This window comes from Neobacillus niacini (genome assembly GCF_000759675.1).
GTDB classification, from domain to species: Bacteria; Bacillota; Bacilli; order Bacillales; family Cytobacillaceae; genus Neobacillus; species Neobacillus niacini_A.
This window is the reverse complement of record NZ_BAWM01000047.1, coordinates 1-15,414: the sequence shown is the minus strand read 5'-3', so window position 1 is coordinate 15,414 and position 15,414 is coordinate 1. Positions and strand designations below refer to the sequence as shown.

Annotated in this window: 18 protein-coding genes; 16 read left to right on the top strand and 2 right to left on the bottom strand. The window is 39.2% G+C overall.

Annotation, left to right across the window (positions count from 1 at the left end; all coding sequences use genetic code 11):
- Positions 1-77 precede the first annotated feature (77 nt).
- From TR08_RS18760 to TR08_RS30390, 6 genes are all read left to right on the top strand, one after another.
- Positions 78-485, top strand: coding sequence for an NUDIX hydrolase (locus tag TR08_RS18760; protein ID WP_045520792.1), 408 nt, complete (start codon positions 78-80; stop codon positions 483-485).
- Between the two features lie 115 nt (positions 486-600).
- Positions 601-1,140: a GNAT family N-acetyltransferase gene (locus tag TR08_RS18755; RefSeq protein ID WP_370576357.1), complete on the top strand. Its 540-nt coding sequence runs from the start codon at positions 601-603 to the stop codon at positions 1,138-1,140.
- 138 nt (positions 1,141-1,278) lie between these two features.
- Positions 1,279-2,043: a class I SAM-dependent methyltransferase gene (locus TR08_RS18750; protein WP_045520790.1), complete on the top strand. Its 765-nt coding sequence runs from the start codon at positions 1,279-1,281 to the stop codon at positions 2,041-2,043.
- 42 nt (positions 2,044-2,085) lie between these two features.
- Positions 2,086-2,493, top strand: coding sequence for an NUDIX hydrolase (locus TR08_RS18745; protein WP_045520788.1), 408 nt, complete (start codon positions 2,086-2,088; stop codon positions 2,491-2,493).
- A gap of 116 nt (positions 2,494-2,609) precedes the next feature.
- Positions 2,610-2,966 (top strand): hypothetical protein, encoded by a 357-nt coding sequence (locus TR08_RS18740; RefSeq protein ID WP_045520816.1) that lies wholly within the window; start codon positions 2,610-2,612, stop codon positions 2,964-2,966.
- 268 nt (positions 2,967-3,234) lie between these two features.
- Positions 3,235-3,678, top strand: coding sequence for a helix-turn-helix transcriptional regulator (locus TR08_RS30390; RefSeq protein ID WP_052427526.1), 444 nt, complete (start codon positions 3,235-3,237; stop codon positions 3,676-3,678).
- 119 nt (positions 3,679-3,797) lie between these two features.
- Here the strand turns inward: TR08_RS30390 and TR08_RS18730 are convergent, their stop codons facing one another.
- A complete protein-coding gene (locus tag TR08_RS18730) occupies positions 3,798-4,553 on the bottom strand; it encodes an AraC family transcriptional regulator (RefSeq protein ID WP_238579187.1) in 756 nt (251 codons plus the stop codon).
- Positions 4,554-4,801: 248 nt separating this feature from the next.
- Between TR08_RS18730 and TR08_RS18725 the strand changes: the two genes are divergently transcribed.
- The 8 genes from TR08_RS18725 to TR08_RS18690 all read left to right on the top strand — a co-directional run bounded on the left by TR08_RS18725 (position 4,802) and on the right by TR08_RS18690 (position 12,619).
- Positions 4,802-5,962, top strand: a complete 1,161-nt coding sequence (locus TR08_RS18725; protein WP_045520785.1) for a Gfo/Idh/MocA family protein — start codon at positions 4,802-4,804, stop codon at positions 5,960-5,962.
- A 29-nt stretch (positions 5,963-5,991) separates the two neighbouring features.
- Positions 5,992-6,729 carry a ThuA domain-containing protein gene (locus TR08_RS18720; protein WP_045520783.1) on the top strand — a complete coding sequence of 246 codons (738 nt, stop codon included), beginning with the start codon at positions 5,992-5,994 and terminating at the stop codon, positions 6,727-6,729.
- Between the two features lie 50 nt (positions 6,730-6,779).
- Positions 6,780-7,871 (top strand): Gfo/Idh/MocA family protein, encoded by a 1,092-nt coding sequence (locus tag TR08_RS18715; protein WP_193747789.1) that lies wholly within the window; start codon positions 6,780-6,782, stop codon positions 7,869-7,871.
- 114 nt (positions 7,872-7,985) lie between these two features.
- Positions 7,986-8,246 carry a glycoside hydrolase family 30 beta sandwich domain-containing protein gene (locus tag TR08_RS18710; RefSeq protein ID WP_238579184.1) on the top strand — a complete coding sequence of 87 codons (261 nt, stop codon included), beginning with the start codon at positions 7,986-7,988 and terminating at the stop codon, positions 8,244-8,246.
- Between the two features lie 102 nt (positions 8,247-8,348).
- A complete protein-coding gene (locus TR08_RS18705; RefSeq protein ID WP_045520776.1) occupies positions 8,349-9,092 on the top strand; it encodes a phytanoyl-CoA dioxygenase family protein in 744 nt (247 codons plus the stop codon).
- Between the two features lie 14 nt (positions 9,093-9,106).
- Positions 9,107-9,997, top strand: a complete 891-nt coding sequence (locus tag TR08_RS18700; RefSeq protein WP_045520775.1) for a sugar phosphate isomerase/epimerase family protein — start codon at positions 9,107-9,109, stop codon at positions 9,995-9,997.
- A gap of 14 nt (positions 9,998-10,011) precedes the next feature.
- Positions 10,012-10,815: a helix-turn-helix transcriptional regulator gene (locus tag TR08_RS18695; RefSeq protein ID WP_045520774.1), complete on the top strand. Its 804-nt coding sequence runs from the start codon at positions 10,012-10,014 to the stop codon at positions 10,813-10,815.
- Positions 10,816-11,782: 967 nt separating this feature from the next.
- Positions 11,783-12,619 carry an AraC family transcriptional regulator gene (locus TR08_RS18690; protein WP_045520773.1) on the top strand — a complete coding sequence of 279 codons (837 nt, stop codon included), beginning with the start codon at positions 11,783-11,785 and terminating at the stop codon, positions 12,617-12,619.
- A gap of 272 nt (positions 12,620-12,891) precedes the next feature.
- Here TR08_RS18690 and TR08_RS18685 read toward each other — a convergent pair whose 3' ends face one another.
- Positions 12,892-14,307 carry a HEAT repeat domain-containing protein gene (locus TR08_RS18685; protein ID WP_045520771.1) on the bottom strand — a complete coding sequence of 472 codons (1,416 nt, stop codon included), beginning with the start codon at positions 14,305-14,307 and terminating at the stop codon, positions 12,892-12,894.
- 261 nt (positions 14,308-14,568) lie between these two features.
- On the opposite strand from TR08_RS18685, the gene TR08_RS32660 reads away from it, so the two are divergent.
- Entirely contained in the window at positions 14,569-14,784 is a 216-nt protein-coding gene (locus TR08_RS32660; protein ID WP_193747788.1) for a hypothetical protein, read from the top strand.
- 191 nt (positions 14,785-14,975) lie between these two features.
- Complete coding sequence (locus TR08_RS32655) at positions 14,976-15,284, top strand: glycoside hydrolase family 95-like protein (protein WP_193747787.1); 309 nt, start codon at positions 14,976-14,978, stop codon at positions 15,282-15,284.
- The last annotated feature ends 130 nt before the right edge of the window (positions 15,285-15,414 follow it).

The following is a 15,414-nucleotide window of genomic DNA, read 5'->3' as shown; positions in this document are numbered from 1 at the left end:
GTTGTTAAAAGAGCAATACAAGAATTTGAGGTTATTAGGGACAAAAGAAAAAAAAATAAAAAAGGTGGTATGGTAAAATGTCTGGTCCTAAACACTCTCTTTCTGCTGGGGCAGTTGTCTTAAATGATGAAGGAAAAATCTTACTTATTAGAGGTCCTCGTAGGGGATGGGAATTTCCAGGTGGAATAATTGAGGTAGGGGAAACCATTCAAGATGGAGTTGTTAGAGAAGTCAAAGAAGAAACAGGGATAGATATAGAGATAACCAAGTTCTGTGGTATTTATCAAAATTTAAAATCAAGTGTTTGTGCGACTTGTTGGCAAGGAAAAGCAATAGGAGGAAAATTACAAACCAGTAGTGAAAGTTTAGAGGTGGGTTTCTTTTCCGTCGAAGAAGCCTTGCAAATGGTTAAATGGTCAAACTTTAGAGAAAGAATTATCAAAATATTAGATGAGGAAGAACATCCTTTTTGTATCTCGTTTTAACAAATCTTATTCAAGTAAAGGGGGCGTTGATCTAAGAGGTTACGCCTCTATTTGTTTAATTTGTAACAAGTGGCTGTTTTATGGAGAATTGATAGGGGTGAATTAATTGGGAGCAATAAATGACTCTTTATCAAGTAAAAGAGTTTTTCTGAGAGAAATGATGGAACATGATTGGATTGATGTTCATAAATACGCATCACAAGATATAGTTTGTCAATATCAACCTTGGGGACCTAATACAGAGGAAGATTCAAAAGGATTTGTTAATCAAGTGATTGAAGACGCAAACCAAGAACTAAGAACAAGGTTTGTTTTTGCAATCGTTTATAATGCTTATATGATTGGAGCTGGTGAGCTAAACATTAGGGACTTAACTAACAAGGTTGGAGAGATTGCCTATATTGTCAATCCGAGCTATTGGGGAATAGGGATAGCCACCGATGTTGCTATGTTATTGATTGATTTTGGTTTTGAAGAACTTAAACTTCATCGTATATATGCTACTTGTGATCCTAGAAACATTGGCTCATCAAAAGTTTTGGAAAAAGTCGGAATGACAAAAGAAGGAAGAATACGTGAAGATTTGTTAATAAAAGATGGTTGGCGGGACTCTTTGCTATATAGTCTTTTGGAACACGAATGGAAGAAAATTTAACGCGAATCTTCCTCCATATAAGGGCGCTATCCTGGAACAAGGATAAGCGTCATTTTCATTTTAGGTGCAGGATAATCTAATACCATAACGAATATTAAAAGCTTATCAGAGTTCTATTTAGGGGGAGTCTTACTGAAGATGAATGAACAAAGCATAAAAAATAAAAAGGCTTGGGAATATCGAGCATATGAATTTTGGAACAAAAGTAACGGTAATCCAAAGGATTTGGCTATTCATTTATTAGAAAACCCTAGAGCATGTCTTAAAAAGCACAAACAATACTTTGAAAATATTGTAGGAAAGAAGATTGCAAACATTTGCGGTTCAAATGGCAGAAAAGCAGTACCATTAGCATTATTAGGTGCTGAAGTAACAGTATTTGATATTTCAGCAGAAAACCAAAAATATGCCTTAGAATTAGCAGAATATGCAAATACCTCTATTAATTATATTGTCACTGATATTTATGATATTGACTTAAAAAAGTATAGAAGTCATTTTGACATGCTTTATTTAGAAGGTGGCATATTGCACTATTTTAATGATATTGATAAATTCATGTTTATTCTGTTTTCATTACTAAAAGATGGTGGGGAAATGATTCTAAGTGATTTTCATCCCTTAAGAAGATGTATAGTTAAAGGTCCTAATGCTGAAATCCAATATCAAATCCAACAAGGTTATTTTGACAAGGAATTACAAAATGGAGACTTAGCGTATAAGCATTTTTTTGATGAGCATGAACAAGAGGACTTTCCTGATGTGTCTATAAGATTATATACACTTAGTGAGATAATAAATTCTGTAATCACATCTGGTTTCAAATTAAAGAAATTTGATGAGCATCGTGGTTGGAACAATGAAAATATACCATGGGAATTTACTATTTTAGCTTTTAAATAGCTAAATCTGTTTTTAATTAAATTTAAGAATGGGGGTTAAGGTATGGCACCACCAAAACATATTGTATCAGCAGCAGCTATTTTATTAAATGACCATAACGAAATTTTGTTAATTAAAGAACCTCGAAGAGGATGGGAGATGCCTGGTGGACAAGTTGAAGAAGGTGAATCCTTAAAGGATGCAGCAGTTAGGGAAACAAAGGAAGAATGCGGATTAGATATTGAAGTTACAAAATTTTGTGGTGTTTTTCAAAATGTCAGTGATTCTATATGTAATACATTATTTTTAGGAAGACCAATCGGAGGAGAATTAACCACGATATCAGAAGCCTTGGAAGTCGGTTTCTTTCCTATTGAGAAAGCATTAGAAATGGTAACTTGGAAAAATTTCAAGCAAAGAATTGAGTATAGTTTAAATGAAAAATTCCAACCTTTTTATGTTGAATTTTAATAATATTCTGTACTCCAATTTTAGCTAATTAATATTTTACAAAACCAGCTGATAGAAGCTCCATTGTAGTGGTGAACTAGAGATAATTAAATAATTTACTGTATTGTAGGGATTAGATGCAATTATTTATTAGAAAAATGAGCGAGGATTTTGCTGTACAAATATTAAATTGGAAATACCAGACACCCTATGACTTTTATAACAATGAATTGAATTCTGATTCTATAAAGGAAATGTTAGAAAACCCCTATTACGTAGTGCTTGATCATAAAGATAGATTAGTTGGCTTTTTTTGCTTTGGAAACTCTGCAAAAGTACCTATTGGTGGTCAATTTGGTGCCTATACTGATGAACTAATTGATATAGGGATTGGAATGAAACCAGAATTAACAGGTCAAGGATTAGGTTTCACATTCTTCTCTTTTATTCTTCAATATATCCAAGATAATTTTAATGATATTTCAATTCGTTAACGGTAGTATATTTTCTCGAACAAGGCTCTCATAATATTTTGATAAATAATTCCATATTTGATGTTACTAAATATGATGTTGTATTATTTAAGCCCAATATATTTCACAAAAGCCACAGAACGCATGGTTGCGAAAGGACATGTATCTATTTTACAGAGCGTTTTTTGAGTTTATTTTTTACAGAACGTTCAGTCAACTCATTATTACGTTGTTTTAAAATGAGATTATCTCTCTTAACGAAGAGATCTTTCCAAAAGTAAAAAAACTCATGCTTTTATTAGAAAAAGAAAATCTAACTGACTCTAATAATCGTATTTTTATTTATTTGGCAGATATATTAACTATATTAAATGACAACATCAGTTCCCCAAGATCAGAGCCTATACCTTCAGCTTACGCGAACTTTGAACCTATATTATCCTATATAAATCAAAAATTTAATAAAATAAACAACATAGAAGAAATAGCAGAAACGTTTTACATTTCAAAATTTCATTTATGTCGTATCTTTAAAAAAGCTACCGGCCTTACGATCTCACAATACATAAATAATATTAAAATACAAAACGCCTGTAATATGCTAATAACTACCAATTTATCCATTTTAGAAGTAGGAACTGCCTGCGGTTTTAATTCGTCTATGTACTTCTGCAAAATCTTCAAACAAGCTATATCTGTAACACCAAGCGAATTTAGAAAAAATGCACATTAAATTTGTATTTCAAACAGTTACCATCGGTAGATGGGATTTAATTTTATTATTAATTTTTAATAGAAAAAAGCTGACTCTATAATAAAAGTCAGCTTTTTTGGACTAGACATCTTATAAGGTTAAGTAATTTCATTGACAGGATACAAATCAATAAAAGGCTGGGACTGCTTTTCTCGGTATTCTTTTGGTGTACATAATTTTATTTTTACAAAGTTGCGATTGAATGAACGTATGTTTTCGTAACCACAAAGATAAGCAATTTCAGTAATATTTTTTTCTGTATATCTTAGTAGATAACAAGCATAGTTTACCCTAGTTTCATTTAAAAAATCCGCAAAAGACATTCTAATATTATCATTAAAATACTTCGATAAATAATTGTAACTATATCCTAATGTACCAGCGATACTTTTTAAAGAAATAGATTCTGTAAAGTGTTCCTGAATAAAGGTTATTAACTTGTGGAGCAAATCTTGTTCTTGTTTTTTGCCTTTAATTATGCTGGTTTGCCCCATTAGCTCTGATAATAATAGATAGAGACTTGCTTTTTGTTCTAGGAGACTTGAGTTATCTTTGAAAAGTGTTCTAGAAATAAGTGTTTTTGCTTCCAAAGATAGGTTGAAAAATGGCTTTTCAAGTGAACTATTTTCTATCATCCTTTGAAATGTTGGAACATAGTCTGGAGAAAAAATACAAATTTGTGCTCGAGATTGTGATTTTGTAATAAAGGAATGAATTTCATACGGCAATATTAGTAAGAATTGTCCAGTTTTCAAATGAAAACATCTTTGACTAATAATGACTTCCATTTCCCCATCGTCAAGGAATAGTAATTCAAAACAACGGTGGAAATGGCTTGGAAAGTTTAAATTCATCGTATGAAAGTTTGAGATTAGATCAAAATGGTTGGATTCGTATATTAACATATTTAGAATATTCCTCAATATAGAGTAAATTTTGTCTAGGATTATATAAGTTTTTTCTTGTTGTGTCAAACGAATAAATGATAGATTTATCGATAATAGGAACAAATCGTGTCCAATGGCATGACCTGGGATTTGTTTTTTTATCTAATACTCCCTCTTGTTCTAATCATGATGAAATTCAAAAGGAGATAAGAGCTATGGAAAAACTTAGAATTGGAATGGTCGGCTATAAATTTATGGGTAAAGCACATAGTCATGCTTACCGGGATCTTTCCCTTTTTTTTTCAAATACGGTTCATCCTGAAATGAAGGTTATATGCGGCCGCGACCTAGACGGTGTGACAACTGCAGCCAAGCAATTTGGCTGGGAGGAATATACAACTGACTGGAAAAGCCTTTTAGAAAAAGACGATATTGATTTAATCGATATCAATGCCCCAAGTAACTTCCATAAAGAAATAACGATTGCTGCTGCACAAGCTGGCAAACATGTTTTTTGCGAAAAACCGTTAGCGCTTACATTGGAGGACTCCAGAGAAATGCTTAGTGTTGTTGAGGCTGCCGGGGTTAAGCATATGGTTGGGTTTAATTATCGTTTTGCCCCTGCAGTCATGCTAGCTAAAAAGCTTGTTGACGAAGGGAGTCTTGGGGATATCTATCATTTCCGTGCTTGGTTTTTACAGGATTGGCTTGTCGATCCAAACTTTCCTCGTGTATGGAGACTTGAGAAGGATATTGCCGGTTCAGGTTCTCATGGAGATCTCGGTGCACATCTTATCGATTTGGCGCACTATCTCATTGGGGATATTACTGAAGTCATTGGAATGAACGAAACCTTTATTAAAGCTAGACCAATTCCTTCGCATATGACTGGTCTATCAGCAAAAGGCAGCGATACGGATGAAAAAGGAGAAGTAACGGTCGATGATGCTACCTTATTTTTAGCTCGATTCGCTAACGGAGCTCTAGGAAGCTTTGAAGCTACTCGCTTTGCGGCTGGACACCGCTGTACAAATTCTTTTGAAATCAATGGTAGTAAAGGCAGTGTTATCTTTGACTTTGAACGGATGAATGAACTGCAAGTTTATTTCGTTGATGACAGAAACGATGTCCAAGGCTTCCGGCGCGTCTTAGCGACTGATCCTTCGCACGCATTTGCCGAAGCCTGGTGGCCGCCAGGACATACAATCGGTTATGAACATACCTTTATTCATGAAGTTGTTGAGCTGATGGAGTCTTTCCGGGAAAATCGACAGCAAGTTCCAAACTTCCGTGATGGCGTAAAGTGTCAGGAAGTTTTAGAAGCGGTTGATTTATCAATTGAAAAGCGCCAATGGATCCGAATTTCTGACGTTTAAATTTAAAAAATCTAAGGAGTGTTTCAGCGATGCAAAAAAAGGCATTAATCGTTTGGGGCGGATGGGACGGCCACCAGCCAGAACAGGTAGCAGAAATCTTTAAAGGGATTCTAGAGGAAGAAAACTTCCAAGTAGAGGTTTCCAATTCACTTGACTCATATGCGGACAAGGAAAAGTTAAAGCAATTGGATTTAATCGTTCCCCACTGGACAATGGGTGAAGTTGAAAGAAAGTATGTCTTAAATATCTCTGAAGCAGTTTCAGAAGGTGTTGGTTTAGCAGGGTGTCATGGTGGGATGTGTGATTCCTTCCGAAATAATGTGGACTGGCAATTTATGACCGGCGGTAATTGGGTTGCCCATCCTGGTAATGATGGTGTGGAATACATGGTCAACATCAAGCATACCTCAAGTCCAATATTAGAGGGTCTGTCTGATTTTAAAGTTGTAAGTGAGCAATATTACCTTCATTACGATCCTGCCGTTGAAGTGTTAGCTACTACTCGCTTCCCAGTTTTTCACGGACCACATGCTGCTAATAAAGCGGTTGATATGCCTGTTGTCTGGACCAAACGCTGGGGGCTGGGAAATGTGTTTTATAGTTCATTAGGCCATCAAGCTAATATCATCTCCATGCCCGAAGTCTCGCTGATTATGCGCCGCGGATTTCTATGGGCTGCTGAAGGAAAGCAACGCGCCAAAGAATTAGAGGTAGAAACTATTTATGGTAATATCCGAACCTACACTGGCATGGGAGACAGTCAATAGGCAAAGCGGAAGTCGCAGCTATTCGGTATTAATAAACGGGAGGTTCCATGATGAAACAACTCAAAATCGGTATCATTGGTTGTGGTAATATTAGTTCTATTTATATGGAAAATTGTCAGAAGTTCCCTCACCTCGAGCTAATTGCCTGTGCGGACTTAGATGTACAGCGAGCACAGTTACAAGCTGAAAAGTTCGGTGTTCCTAAGGCTTGTTCGGTAGAAGAGCTGCTTTCTGACCCAACGATAGAGCTAGTTATTAATTTAACTATTCCAAAAGCACACGCCTCTGTTTGCATCCAGGCACTTGAAGCAGGCAAGCATGTCTATACGGAAAAACCACTCGCTGTCACACGCGAGGAAGGAAAACAAATTTTAGAAACAGCTAAGAAGAACAATCTTCTTGTTGGAAGTGCACCTGACACCTTCTTAGGTGCAGGTATTCAAACGGCGATCCATTTAATTGAACAAGGTGAAATTGGTATACCGATTGGTGCATCTGCCTTCATGATTTGCCGCGGGCACGAACATTGGCATCCAGACCCAGCATTTTATTATGATACTGGCGGCGGACCAATGTTTGATATGGGACCTTATTACTTAACTGCCTTAGTGGCACTTTTAGGTCCGATTAAACGTATTTCTGGTTCCACTCGTATTAGTTATGATGAAAGGACAGTGCTTAGCACACCGAAAGCAGGTACTAAAATTAAAGTCTCCATCCCTACTCATATCTCAGGGGTGATTGATTTTGCATCTGGCGTAATTGGAAATATAACAACAAGCTTTGATGCCTTTGGCGGTACATCACTGCCCCCGATTGAAATTTATGGCAGTGAAGGAACTTTACTTGTTCCAGATCCAAATACGTTTGGCGGTCCTGCCCGAATAAGGAAACGTGACGAAATTGAATTTAGAGAGGTACCTCTAGATTATGGGTATTCTCAAAACTATAGAGGGCTAGGCGTTGCCGATATGGCAACAGCTATTCTCGAAGGAGGAAAATTTCGAGCAAATGGCCAATTAGCGTATCATGTTTTAGAAGCAATGCATGGCTTCCATGATTCCTCGGACAGCGGTAAACACTATATAATGGAAAGTACCTGTGAGCGCCCTGAAATTGTAGACAGCGCATACATAGTGTAATAAAATAACGAACCTCACAATTCACCAGATTGATCGATTTGTGTCTGAGAAAAAAAGAGCAATCGGGTGCTTGAACCCAAAGGGAAGAGCACATGGGGATGGGAACAAAATGCCATGATTACGATTGATCCTGCGACGCGGGAAATCATCTGGACTCCGGAGTTTTACGTCATGAAGTACTTTGCGCATGCAGTTCAGTCGGTTGCTGTGCGGATCGGGCTGCCGGGCAACTGGTCGTCGAACGCCGTAGCGTTCCTCAATCCGAATGGCCAAACCGTCATCGTCGCTGCGAATTCAACCATCAATCGTATTCTTTTACACTGGAACCTGAATCTTTCCATACGATCATCTTTGAAAAGCAAATATCAATTATAGATACAAATGTGATAATTTCATCCATTGTTGAACGACAGCAGGTGAAGTATGCTTGAAGTAAATAAATTTCAATAATCTCACATTGGAAAGGGGAATACCGGCATGATTACAACGAAGGAAAACCGCTTGTCGCCTATAAAGGATGAGCAATATAAACAATTTGAGAGAGACGGCTACCTCCTCATCAAAAAAGGCTGCAGCAGCGATCTGATCGATGCGTTCAATGGACACATCTACGATATTCGCAATCAATCCGAGGTACCGGCATGGGCAGCATGCGAGGAAAGTAAAAAATACTCTCTTCGCCTGTTCAACCCGCACAAACACGACAGCTTCTCCCGACAACTGATGAAGCTCCCGATCATCCGCGGCGTCCTTGCACAGTTGATGGGCAAAGAAGCGAACTGCGTGCAGAGTATGTATTTCTACAAAGAACCGGGATCGCCGGGACAAGCTGCTCATCAAGACTATTACTATATCAAAAATGATCCGATGACGATGATTGCTGCCTGGATCGCGATGGAAGAGAACATCGATATCGAGAACGGATGCTTATGGGTCATCCCAGGAACGCATAAGCTCGGGCTGCTCCCTCACGGCGCCGTCAAAAATCTGGAAGAGCACGAATCATGGACGGAAGAGACAGAAGGCACAGATCTATCCAAACAAATTCCTGTTGAAATGGAAAAGGGAGATATCCTGTTCTTCAGCGAACTGTTGATTCATTCTTCCAATAAGAACCGCAGCCAAAACCGCTGGCGCCGTTCCTATGTGTGTCACTACATCCGTGAGGATTCCTTTGTGACGCAGCGTGAGGATTTGAGAGTCAAATATCCGCTTTACTAGAGGAGGCAAGGATTATGGAGTGGAATCGGATAACAGACGGTACTGCAAACCCGCCGAGGCTTGAACTCCAGCAATCATGGTGGGCCATGGGTGGGTTAGGCGAGAATGGGAAAGAATGGACGCTTGAGCAGAAGTTTGAAAAGATCGCTGAAGCGGGGTTCAAAGGCATCTGCGGCTTTTTACCTGCTCAGGAAGAGATGGATAAGTGGCATCGGCTGCTCGATCACTATCGGTTGAGCTTTAGCACACTAGCGTTCCCCAGGAAGCTGGAGAATATGGTAGAATCAATCCGATTGGCTAAACAATTCGGCCGTGTGCAGTATATCAATACACAGGTTATGGAACCCTTCGTCATTGATCAGGAGGCCATCCGGTTACTGGAAGAATTGCTTCAGGTGTCAAAGGAAGCCGGCATCCCGAATTTCATTGAGACGCATCGCGGGACCATAACGCAGGATTTAATCCGCACGGCGAACTATGTAGAGGCTTTGCCGCAGCTGCAGTTGATGATCGACTTGTCTCACTACGTCGTAGCCGGCGAATTGAACGGCACATGCGCGAAGACAGAGGCTCTATTTGAACGGCTGCTGGCGCGCAGTGCGGGGATGCATGCCCGCGTATCCAACGGTGAGCAAGTGCAGATCGATATAGGCGAGAACGGCGAGCATCCAATGGTGTCCCACTTCGCCCGCTGGTGGCGGAAGGGGATGAAGAGCTGGCTGCGTCAAGCAAAGTCGGGGGATGTGTTCCCGTTCTGCACCGAGCTTGGGCCTCCAAAGTACTACGCGATTACACGACGGGATGGAAGCGGTCGCGAGATCGAAATCTCTGACCGTTGGCAGCAAGCTTTACTTTTCAAGCGAATGATTGAACAATTATGGCAGCAAGCTAATCTAGAAGAGTAAAGGAGGGATCAGCTATGTTGTCGGGTGAGCAGGTACCGTCATTTCATCAAATAGGTGCCGCACATGCCGGGACGGTTATTTATCCACCCGGCGGTTGCTGCGGCCCACGCATCCAACCGGACCTGCAGCTCGTATTGCTGCATACGGGCGAGATGAAAGTTGCCGTTGACGGCAAGTCCTACGCCATCAAGGCCGGCCATGCGATTCTGCTGGCTCCCGGCCATCATGAGATGTTCGTTTTCGCGGAAAAGCAGGAGACTTGGCACCGCTGGATCTCCGTTCATTGTGGGGAATGGCCTTCCTCGGCGAGCGGCGATTTGAAGGAGCTTCCGTACATCATGCCGATTCCCGAAGAAATCAACCGGATCACGGACTTGATGCTGATCCTGCAAGCCGAACATGCCGCTGAGAGTGAAGTTATGCGCAGCTTAGGGTATGCGGCCCTACAGCTGTGCAAGTCAAAGCTCAGCCTCAGCAAGCAGCAAGAGCTGCATCAGTCCGTGAAGCTGGCCAAGCAGGTCATCCATCAGAATTATGCGCAGGACCTCAATTTACAACAAATCGCAGACAGCTCCGGCGTTTCGCCGGAGCATTTGGTCCGTTTGTACCGTATGCACGAGAACACGACTCCGATTAAATATGTGTGGCATTACCGGGTTTTGAAGGCTGTTGAGCTACTGTCCCATACAGGGCTCACCATTGCGGAAATCGCTGAACGTTGCGGCTTTAAGACCACCTTTCATTTTGCGCGTCTGGTCAAGCGGCAAACGGGCTGTACGCCTTCCGAGATCCGGAGAACATGCTGGACAGGGGAGTAACTGTTGGGGGAATTGATATAAGAAAACAGGGCTGTCCTAACAGCCAAGTAATATGGCTATGTGACGGTCCGTTTGTTCATTGCGTTTTTTTGGTTTGTCTTGTTGACGGAATCCCCCCTTTTCAGTAAGATAAGCTCGATTCCTACATGATTCCATGAACGACAAGGAGGCCGTTATGCTCAGAGAACAGACTTTGGTGGTTCTGGTATTGGTAATCCAGCATATGATTTTGCAGGAATATTATCAAGTTACGGTGAGGATTTCTTCAACAAGTGTATAGATCTTTATCCAAATGGTGCAGAAATATCTAAGCGTGTTAAATTTTTTAAGAGTACCTTTGCTTTACAAGAGGCATTGCACGGTTTAGTAAATAACGATAATAGGGCATTTGAAAACGGTATAAAAAATTATCAATAAAAATTTCCAACTAATAGTATGGTTGTTCAAGAAAAGGGCACTTTAATTGAAGAAGCATCACAGAAATGGATATAAGAATGATTCAATTGAATATTTTAAGAGCGTGTTTTGATCAAACTTTTTTTCAAAACACGCTCTTTCTTTTTGTTCGTTTATCAAGGTTATTAGTATCAAATTGATCAAACATTATTCCAAAGCTACAACAGGGTTATGCGTGTTTGAGGTTTTAAAATTAAATAACTTTATTGTCATTCTACATGAGCAATGATGGATTGTTTCATCAGTCCATTTCCTTTTTTATAGAAGGAGGAAAGTTAACTAGAAGAGAAGTATTTTTTTACTAACAATAGATTCTTTGAATATAAGAAATGGTAAAATAATGTAGATATTAATTTAAAAAGGAAATTGTTATTTGGCTATCCGGACCCTTCTATGAAATGGATTTTACTTCAACTATTTGAAAAAAGTCGATGTTTATTGTCGTATCTAGTTCATTATTCGGTTTTTTTCTATTTATGTAAGAATAATAGAAAGAGAGTGGTAGAATCAGATGGAGAATCAGGCAGGAACATTTTTTGGGAAAAATCTTGCAAATGTACAATTGGATGTATCTATTGCGGCTTATACAAAAGTCCCCAAATCTTGGCGTGATGAAAATTATACAACTGATTTTAATAAGTTTTATTATATTATGGAAGGTGAAGGTTACGTCAAAGTGAATAACGAGACGTTTTATCCTAAAGCTGGTGAGCTTTATTTACTGCCTTCAGGCTCAGTTCAATCATATGGAACGATAAACGACAATACATTCGGAAAATATTGGTGCCATTTCACAGCTAAAATCGGTGATTTTCATTTGTTTCAGCTAATGAAGACGCCTGTTTTTATTCGGCCGGATGAATTTGAACTAGAAGAAAAATTCCAGCAGCTTATTACGAACATGCATAGTGATCGTCTTTCTAGCACCTTCCGTGTTCATTCAATCCTTCTCGAAATCATTGCCGTATTCATTGAGAATAGTCAAACCATTCATTTTAAAATGAATGCATCCCCTTCGTTTGATAAAATGGATGCCATTTTAACCTATATCGAAGAGCATTTGGATGGAAATTTGTCTGTAGAAGCTCTTGCACAAATAGCTAATTTCCATCCAAATTATTTTATTTCCGTTTTTAAAAATTTCACTTGCTTCTCGCCGATTCAATACATAAACCGCCGAAAAATTGAAAAAGCAAAAGAGTTACTTGCCGTTAGTGAACAAACTGTCTCGTCAATTTCTGATTCAGTAGGCATGGAGCTTTCCTATTTTTCTAGAGCCTTTAAAGAACTTACAGGACTTTCTCCAACTTCATTTCGTGAATTATCAGTAAAATCACGGATAAAGTGAGACTTCCATCAGTGGGGGGTCTCGAAGTACAGGTTGAACAAGTGCCGACTTTGCCACAGGACTTGACAAAGTTAGTCGGCCATCCTCCGATGATGGTTGTGCTGAGACTTATCACGCTTAAACCGCCACGGCCTTATGTCTCGCCTGACTTGGACAACAATCCCACGTCGGATCTTTACAGGCAGATACCCCCACTTATTTTCTTTGCTTCTCTTGAATCTTGAAGTGGGGGTTTTACTGTCTGTTAAGATGGGGGTAAATCCGAAGTAGGTTTATGGATAAAACGTATTTGCAGGTGTCGTAGTCGGACACCATCTGGAATTAAACAAAAACGTAATTAATGCTTTGTTTGCTTGTTCTGTTCCAATATAACGAAGAGCTTCTGCTGCATGAGCCCGCACATATCGGTTTTCATCCTGCAAGGCGATTTCCAATTGAGGAACGGCCAGGTCTGCTGATGCACCGATTCTGGATAACGAAAGGCCTGCCATAAAACGAACTTGTGCATCCTCGTCTTGTAAGCAACCGATCAATCCTTCGACAGCTTCATCAGCAGGACTCCCAATCATTCCAAGTGCCTCTGCAATCGATCTACGAACGATTACTGAAGCATTTTCTAATAATCCCTTTAAAGTAGGAACAGCTTCAGCAGCCAGATGTCTATGTTCACTAAGAGCAAAAATAGCGTGCATCACTGTCGAGGTTTTACTATGATCCAATGCTTGAATTAAACCTGGAATTGCCTCTTTCCCTGCAATCGATAACCCGTAAGCAGCAAGCCGCGACACATGGCTATTTTCATGATACAGAGCTGATAATAGGTTTTGGACACCATCTTTTCCACAGCATGCAAGCTCATAAACAGCATTCAATGCTACTGGTTCATATTCATCTGCTAGCGAACTTAGGTTATTTTCGATATTATTTAACGAGCATGTTGCAGTCGATGCCATGCTGCCAATTTTTCCTGATAACCAGTTCCAGGTTTCTTCCCACATCACGTCATGCTGAGCAAATAACGTGCTTGTCGATTCAGGAAGGCGCCATGCACTTTCAACATTGTTCCAGCTTGGCTTAGCCGGAGATTTTGTACGCATAAACTCAAACTTAAGCATAAATCTCGGGTTTCCAAGTGTATTTGGTGTGGCACGATGCCATATATCATAGTGAATTAAAGCAAATGTACCTGCTTCTCCACATGCTAATATCTCTTGAGCCAATTCATCAGACTCAAAGACGCGGGAGTCGTAATTTTGTGTACCAGGCAGGATCCCAGTAGGCCCCAATTCCGCTGGTGTATCCTGTGGAAAATACATAATCATTGCCCACCACGGATGATGGTTCCGCATGCGGTTATAGCCCCAATAGCTGTCCTTATGCCAATCTCCTGGCACTGATGAAGCATTATAATGACCATGTCGATGGGCATGCAGCATATAATCAGGTCCCAGGACACTTGTCAGTGCTCCCGTAATAACCGGATGTTCAAATACTCTTTGGAGCTCTGTTACTCTTGGTAATAAATTATTTCCAGGATTGCCCTCTTCCTCGTAAACTTTCAATAGCTGTTCATTTAACCTTTCATGGAATTCCTTGGGAAAATCGGTTTTCAAAACGAGAAAGCCATCTGTAATAAACCTTCTCATCTGCTCATCTGTTAATAAAAGCGGATTGTTTTCTCCAGCCATCCCCTTATTGCCTCCTTTTATCATTCATTGAAGCTTCACGATTATTATAAAAGAACCAAAATTGGAAAAACATAGAGAAAACTCATTTACATTTGCACAAAACTAAGGTGTTTTTCTGAAATTTGGGGGTATTTTCTTTTTCAACAAACGGGCCATATTCCTGAATATCAGAGGGAAATTTTTAGGTAGTAAAGCTACCTCTCTCCATTGATTAAAAATACATTTAATTATATATTTATAAATAACGAGGAGGGACATAACTTGGAGGTAAAATTTGCAGAAGTATCGGATGCACTGATTATACATGACATAATGATTAAGGCATTTATGGAATATAAAGACGAAGTACCAACTTCAAGCTCTTTGGAGGAGACTGTCCAGTCTGTCTTTATTGCCTTACAAAACGGTGAGCAAGGTTTAATTAGTTATATTGATAATCAGCCAGTTGGAATGGTTCGTTTTCAATTAAAAGAATAGGGTTTATATTTTTATAGACTATCGGTAATTCCGGAAAACAAGGTCTTGGTATTACCAAAAAAATATTATGGTCTTTAGAAGATTTTGCAATAAAAAAAGGCGTAACTAATATATTATGTAAAGTTCGTATGACATTGCCTAAAAATATAAAGTTATATAGTTCAATTGGGTATACAGCCGGTGTGGCAGAGATGATTATCCAATCACACAAAGGATATGTTGAATTATTACCAGCACTTCCTTCCACTTGGTTAAGAGGGTCATTAAAGGGCGTTCGTGTTCGAGGTGGCTTTGAGATAAGTATTTCATGGGACAAGATGCAGGTAAATCAAATGGAAGTAACATGTCATACTGAGAATATATTTGTTTTCCAATCAAACAAATCTGTTATGATTCGTGAAGAAGGAAAAGATGACAAAAGAGTAGACCCTGTTGACGGCTTTATTTCACTTAGGATGAGCAAAAACAAAAAGTTTCAGCTGCTATTTAATATGCTATAATATTAAGAAATTAGTATAATATTTATTTCAGTCTTCGATGTTATGGGGTGGTGGAAATTTTTAGTTTAGATAGCCGCTTGTATCAAGTATGCTTGTGGATGTATAACTTCATGTATTTAAATATCCTATT

Excerpts from the sequence above, each read along its gene's own strand:
- TR08_RS18760 (WP_045520792.1), top strand. The coding sequence starts at position 78 with ATGTCTGGTCCTAAACACTCTCTTTCTGCTGGGGCAGTTGTCTTAAAT.
- TR08_RS18750 (WP_045520790.1), top strand. The coding sequence starts at position 1,279 with ATGAATGAACAAAGCATAAAAAATAAAAAGGCTTGGGAATATCGAGCA.
- TR08_RS18745 (WP_045520788.1), top strand. The coding sequence starts at position 2,086 with ATGGCACCACCAAAACATATTGTATCAGCAGCAGCTATTTTATTAAAT.
- TR08_RS18740 (WP_045520816.1), top strand. The coding sequence starts at position 2,610 with ATGCAATTATTTATTAGAAAAATGAGCGAGGATTTTGCTGTACAAATA.
- TR08_RS30390 (WP_052427526.1), top strand. The coding sequence starts at position 3,235 with ATGCTTTTATTAGAAAAAGAAAATCTAACTGACTCTAATAATCGTATT.
- TR08_RS18730 (WP_238579187.1), bottom strand. The coding sequence starts at position 4,553 with ATGAATTTAAACTTTCCAAGCCATTTCCACCGTTGTTTTGAATTACTA.
- TR08_RS18725 (WP_045520785.1), top strand. The coding sequence starts at position 4,802 with ATGGAAAAACTTAGAATTGGAATGGTCGGCTATAAATTTATGGGTAAA.
- TR08_RS18720 (WP_045520783.1), top strand. The coding sequence starts at position 5,992 with ATGCAAAAAAAGGCATTAATCGTTTGGGGCGGATGGGACGGCCACCAG.
- TR08_RS18715 (WP_193747789.1), top strand. The coding sequence starts at position 6,780 with ATGAAACAACTCAAAATCGGTATCATTGGTTGTGGTAATATTAGTTCT.
- TR08_RS18710 (WP_238579184.1), top strand. The coding sequence starts at position 7,986 with ATGATTACGATTGATCCTGCGACGCGGGAAATCATCTGGACTCCGGAG.
- TR08_RS18705 (WP_045520776.1), top strand. The coding sequence starts at position 8,349 with ATGATTACAACGAAGGAAAACCGCTTGTCGCCTATAAAGGATGAGCAA.
- TR08_RS18700 (WP_045520775.1), top strand. The coding sequence starts at position 9,107 with ATGGAGTGGAATCGGATAACAGACGGTACTGCAAACCCGCCGAGGCTT.
- TR08_RS18695 (WP_045520774.1), top strand. The coding sequence starts at position 10,012 with ATGTTGTCGGGTGAGCAGGTACCGTCATTTCATCAAATAGGTGCCGCA.
- TR08_RS18690 (WP_045520773.1), top strand. The coding sequence starts at position 11,783 with ATGGAGAATCAGGCAGGAACATTTTTTGGGAAAAATCTTGCAAATGTA.
- TR08_RS18685 (WP_045520771.1), bottom strand. The coding sequence starts at position 14,307 with ATGGCTGGAGAAAACAATCCGCTTTTATTAACAGATGAGCAGATGAGA.
- TR08_RS32655 (WP_193747787.1), top strand. The coding sequence starts at position 14,976 with ATGATTATCCAATCACACAAAGGATATGTTGAATTATTACCAGCACTT.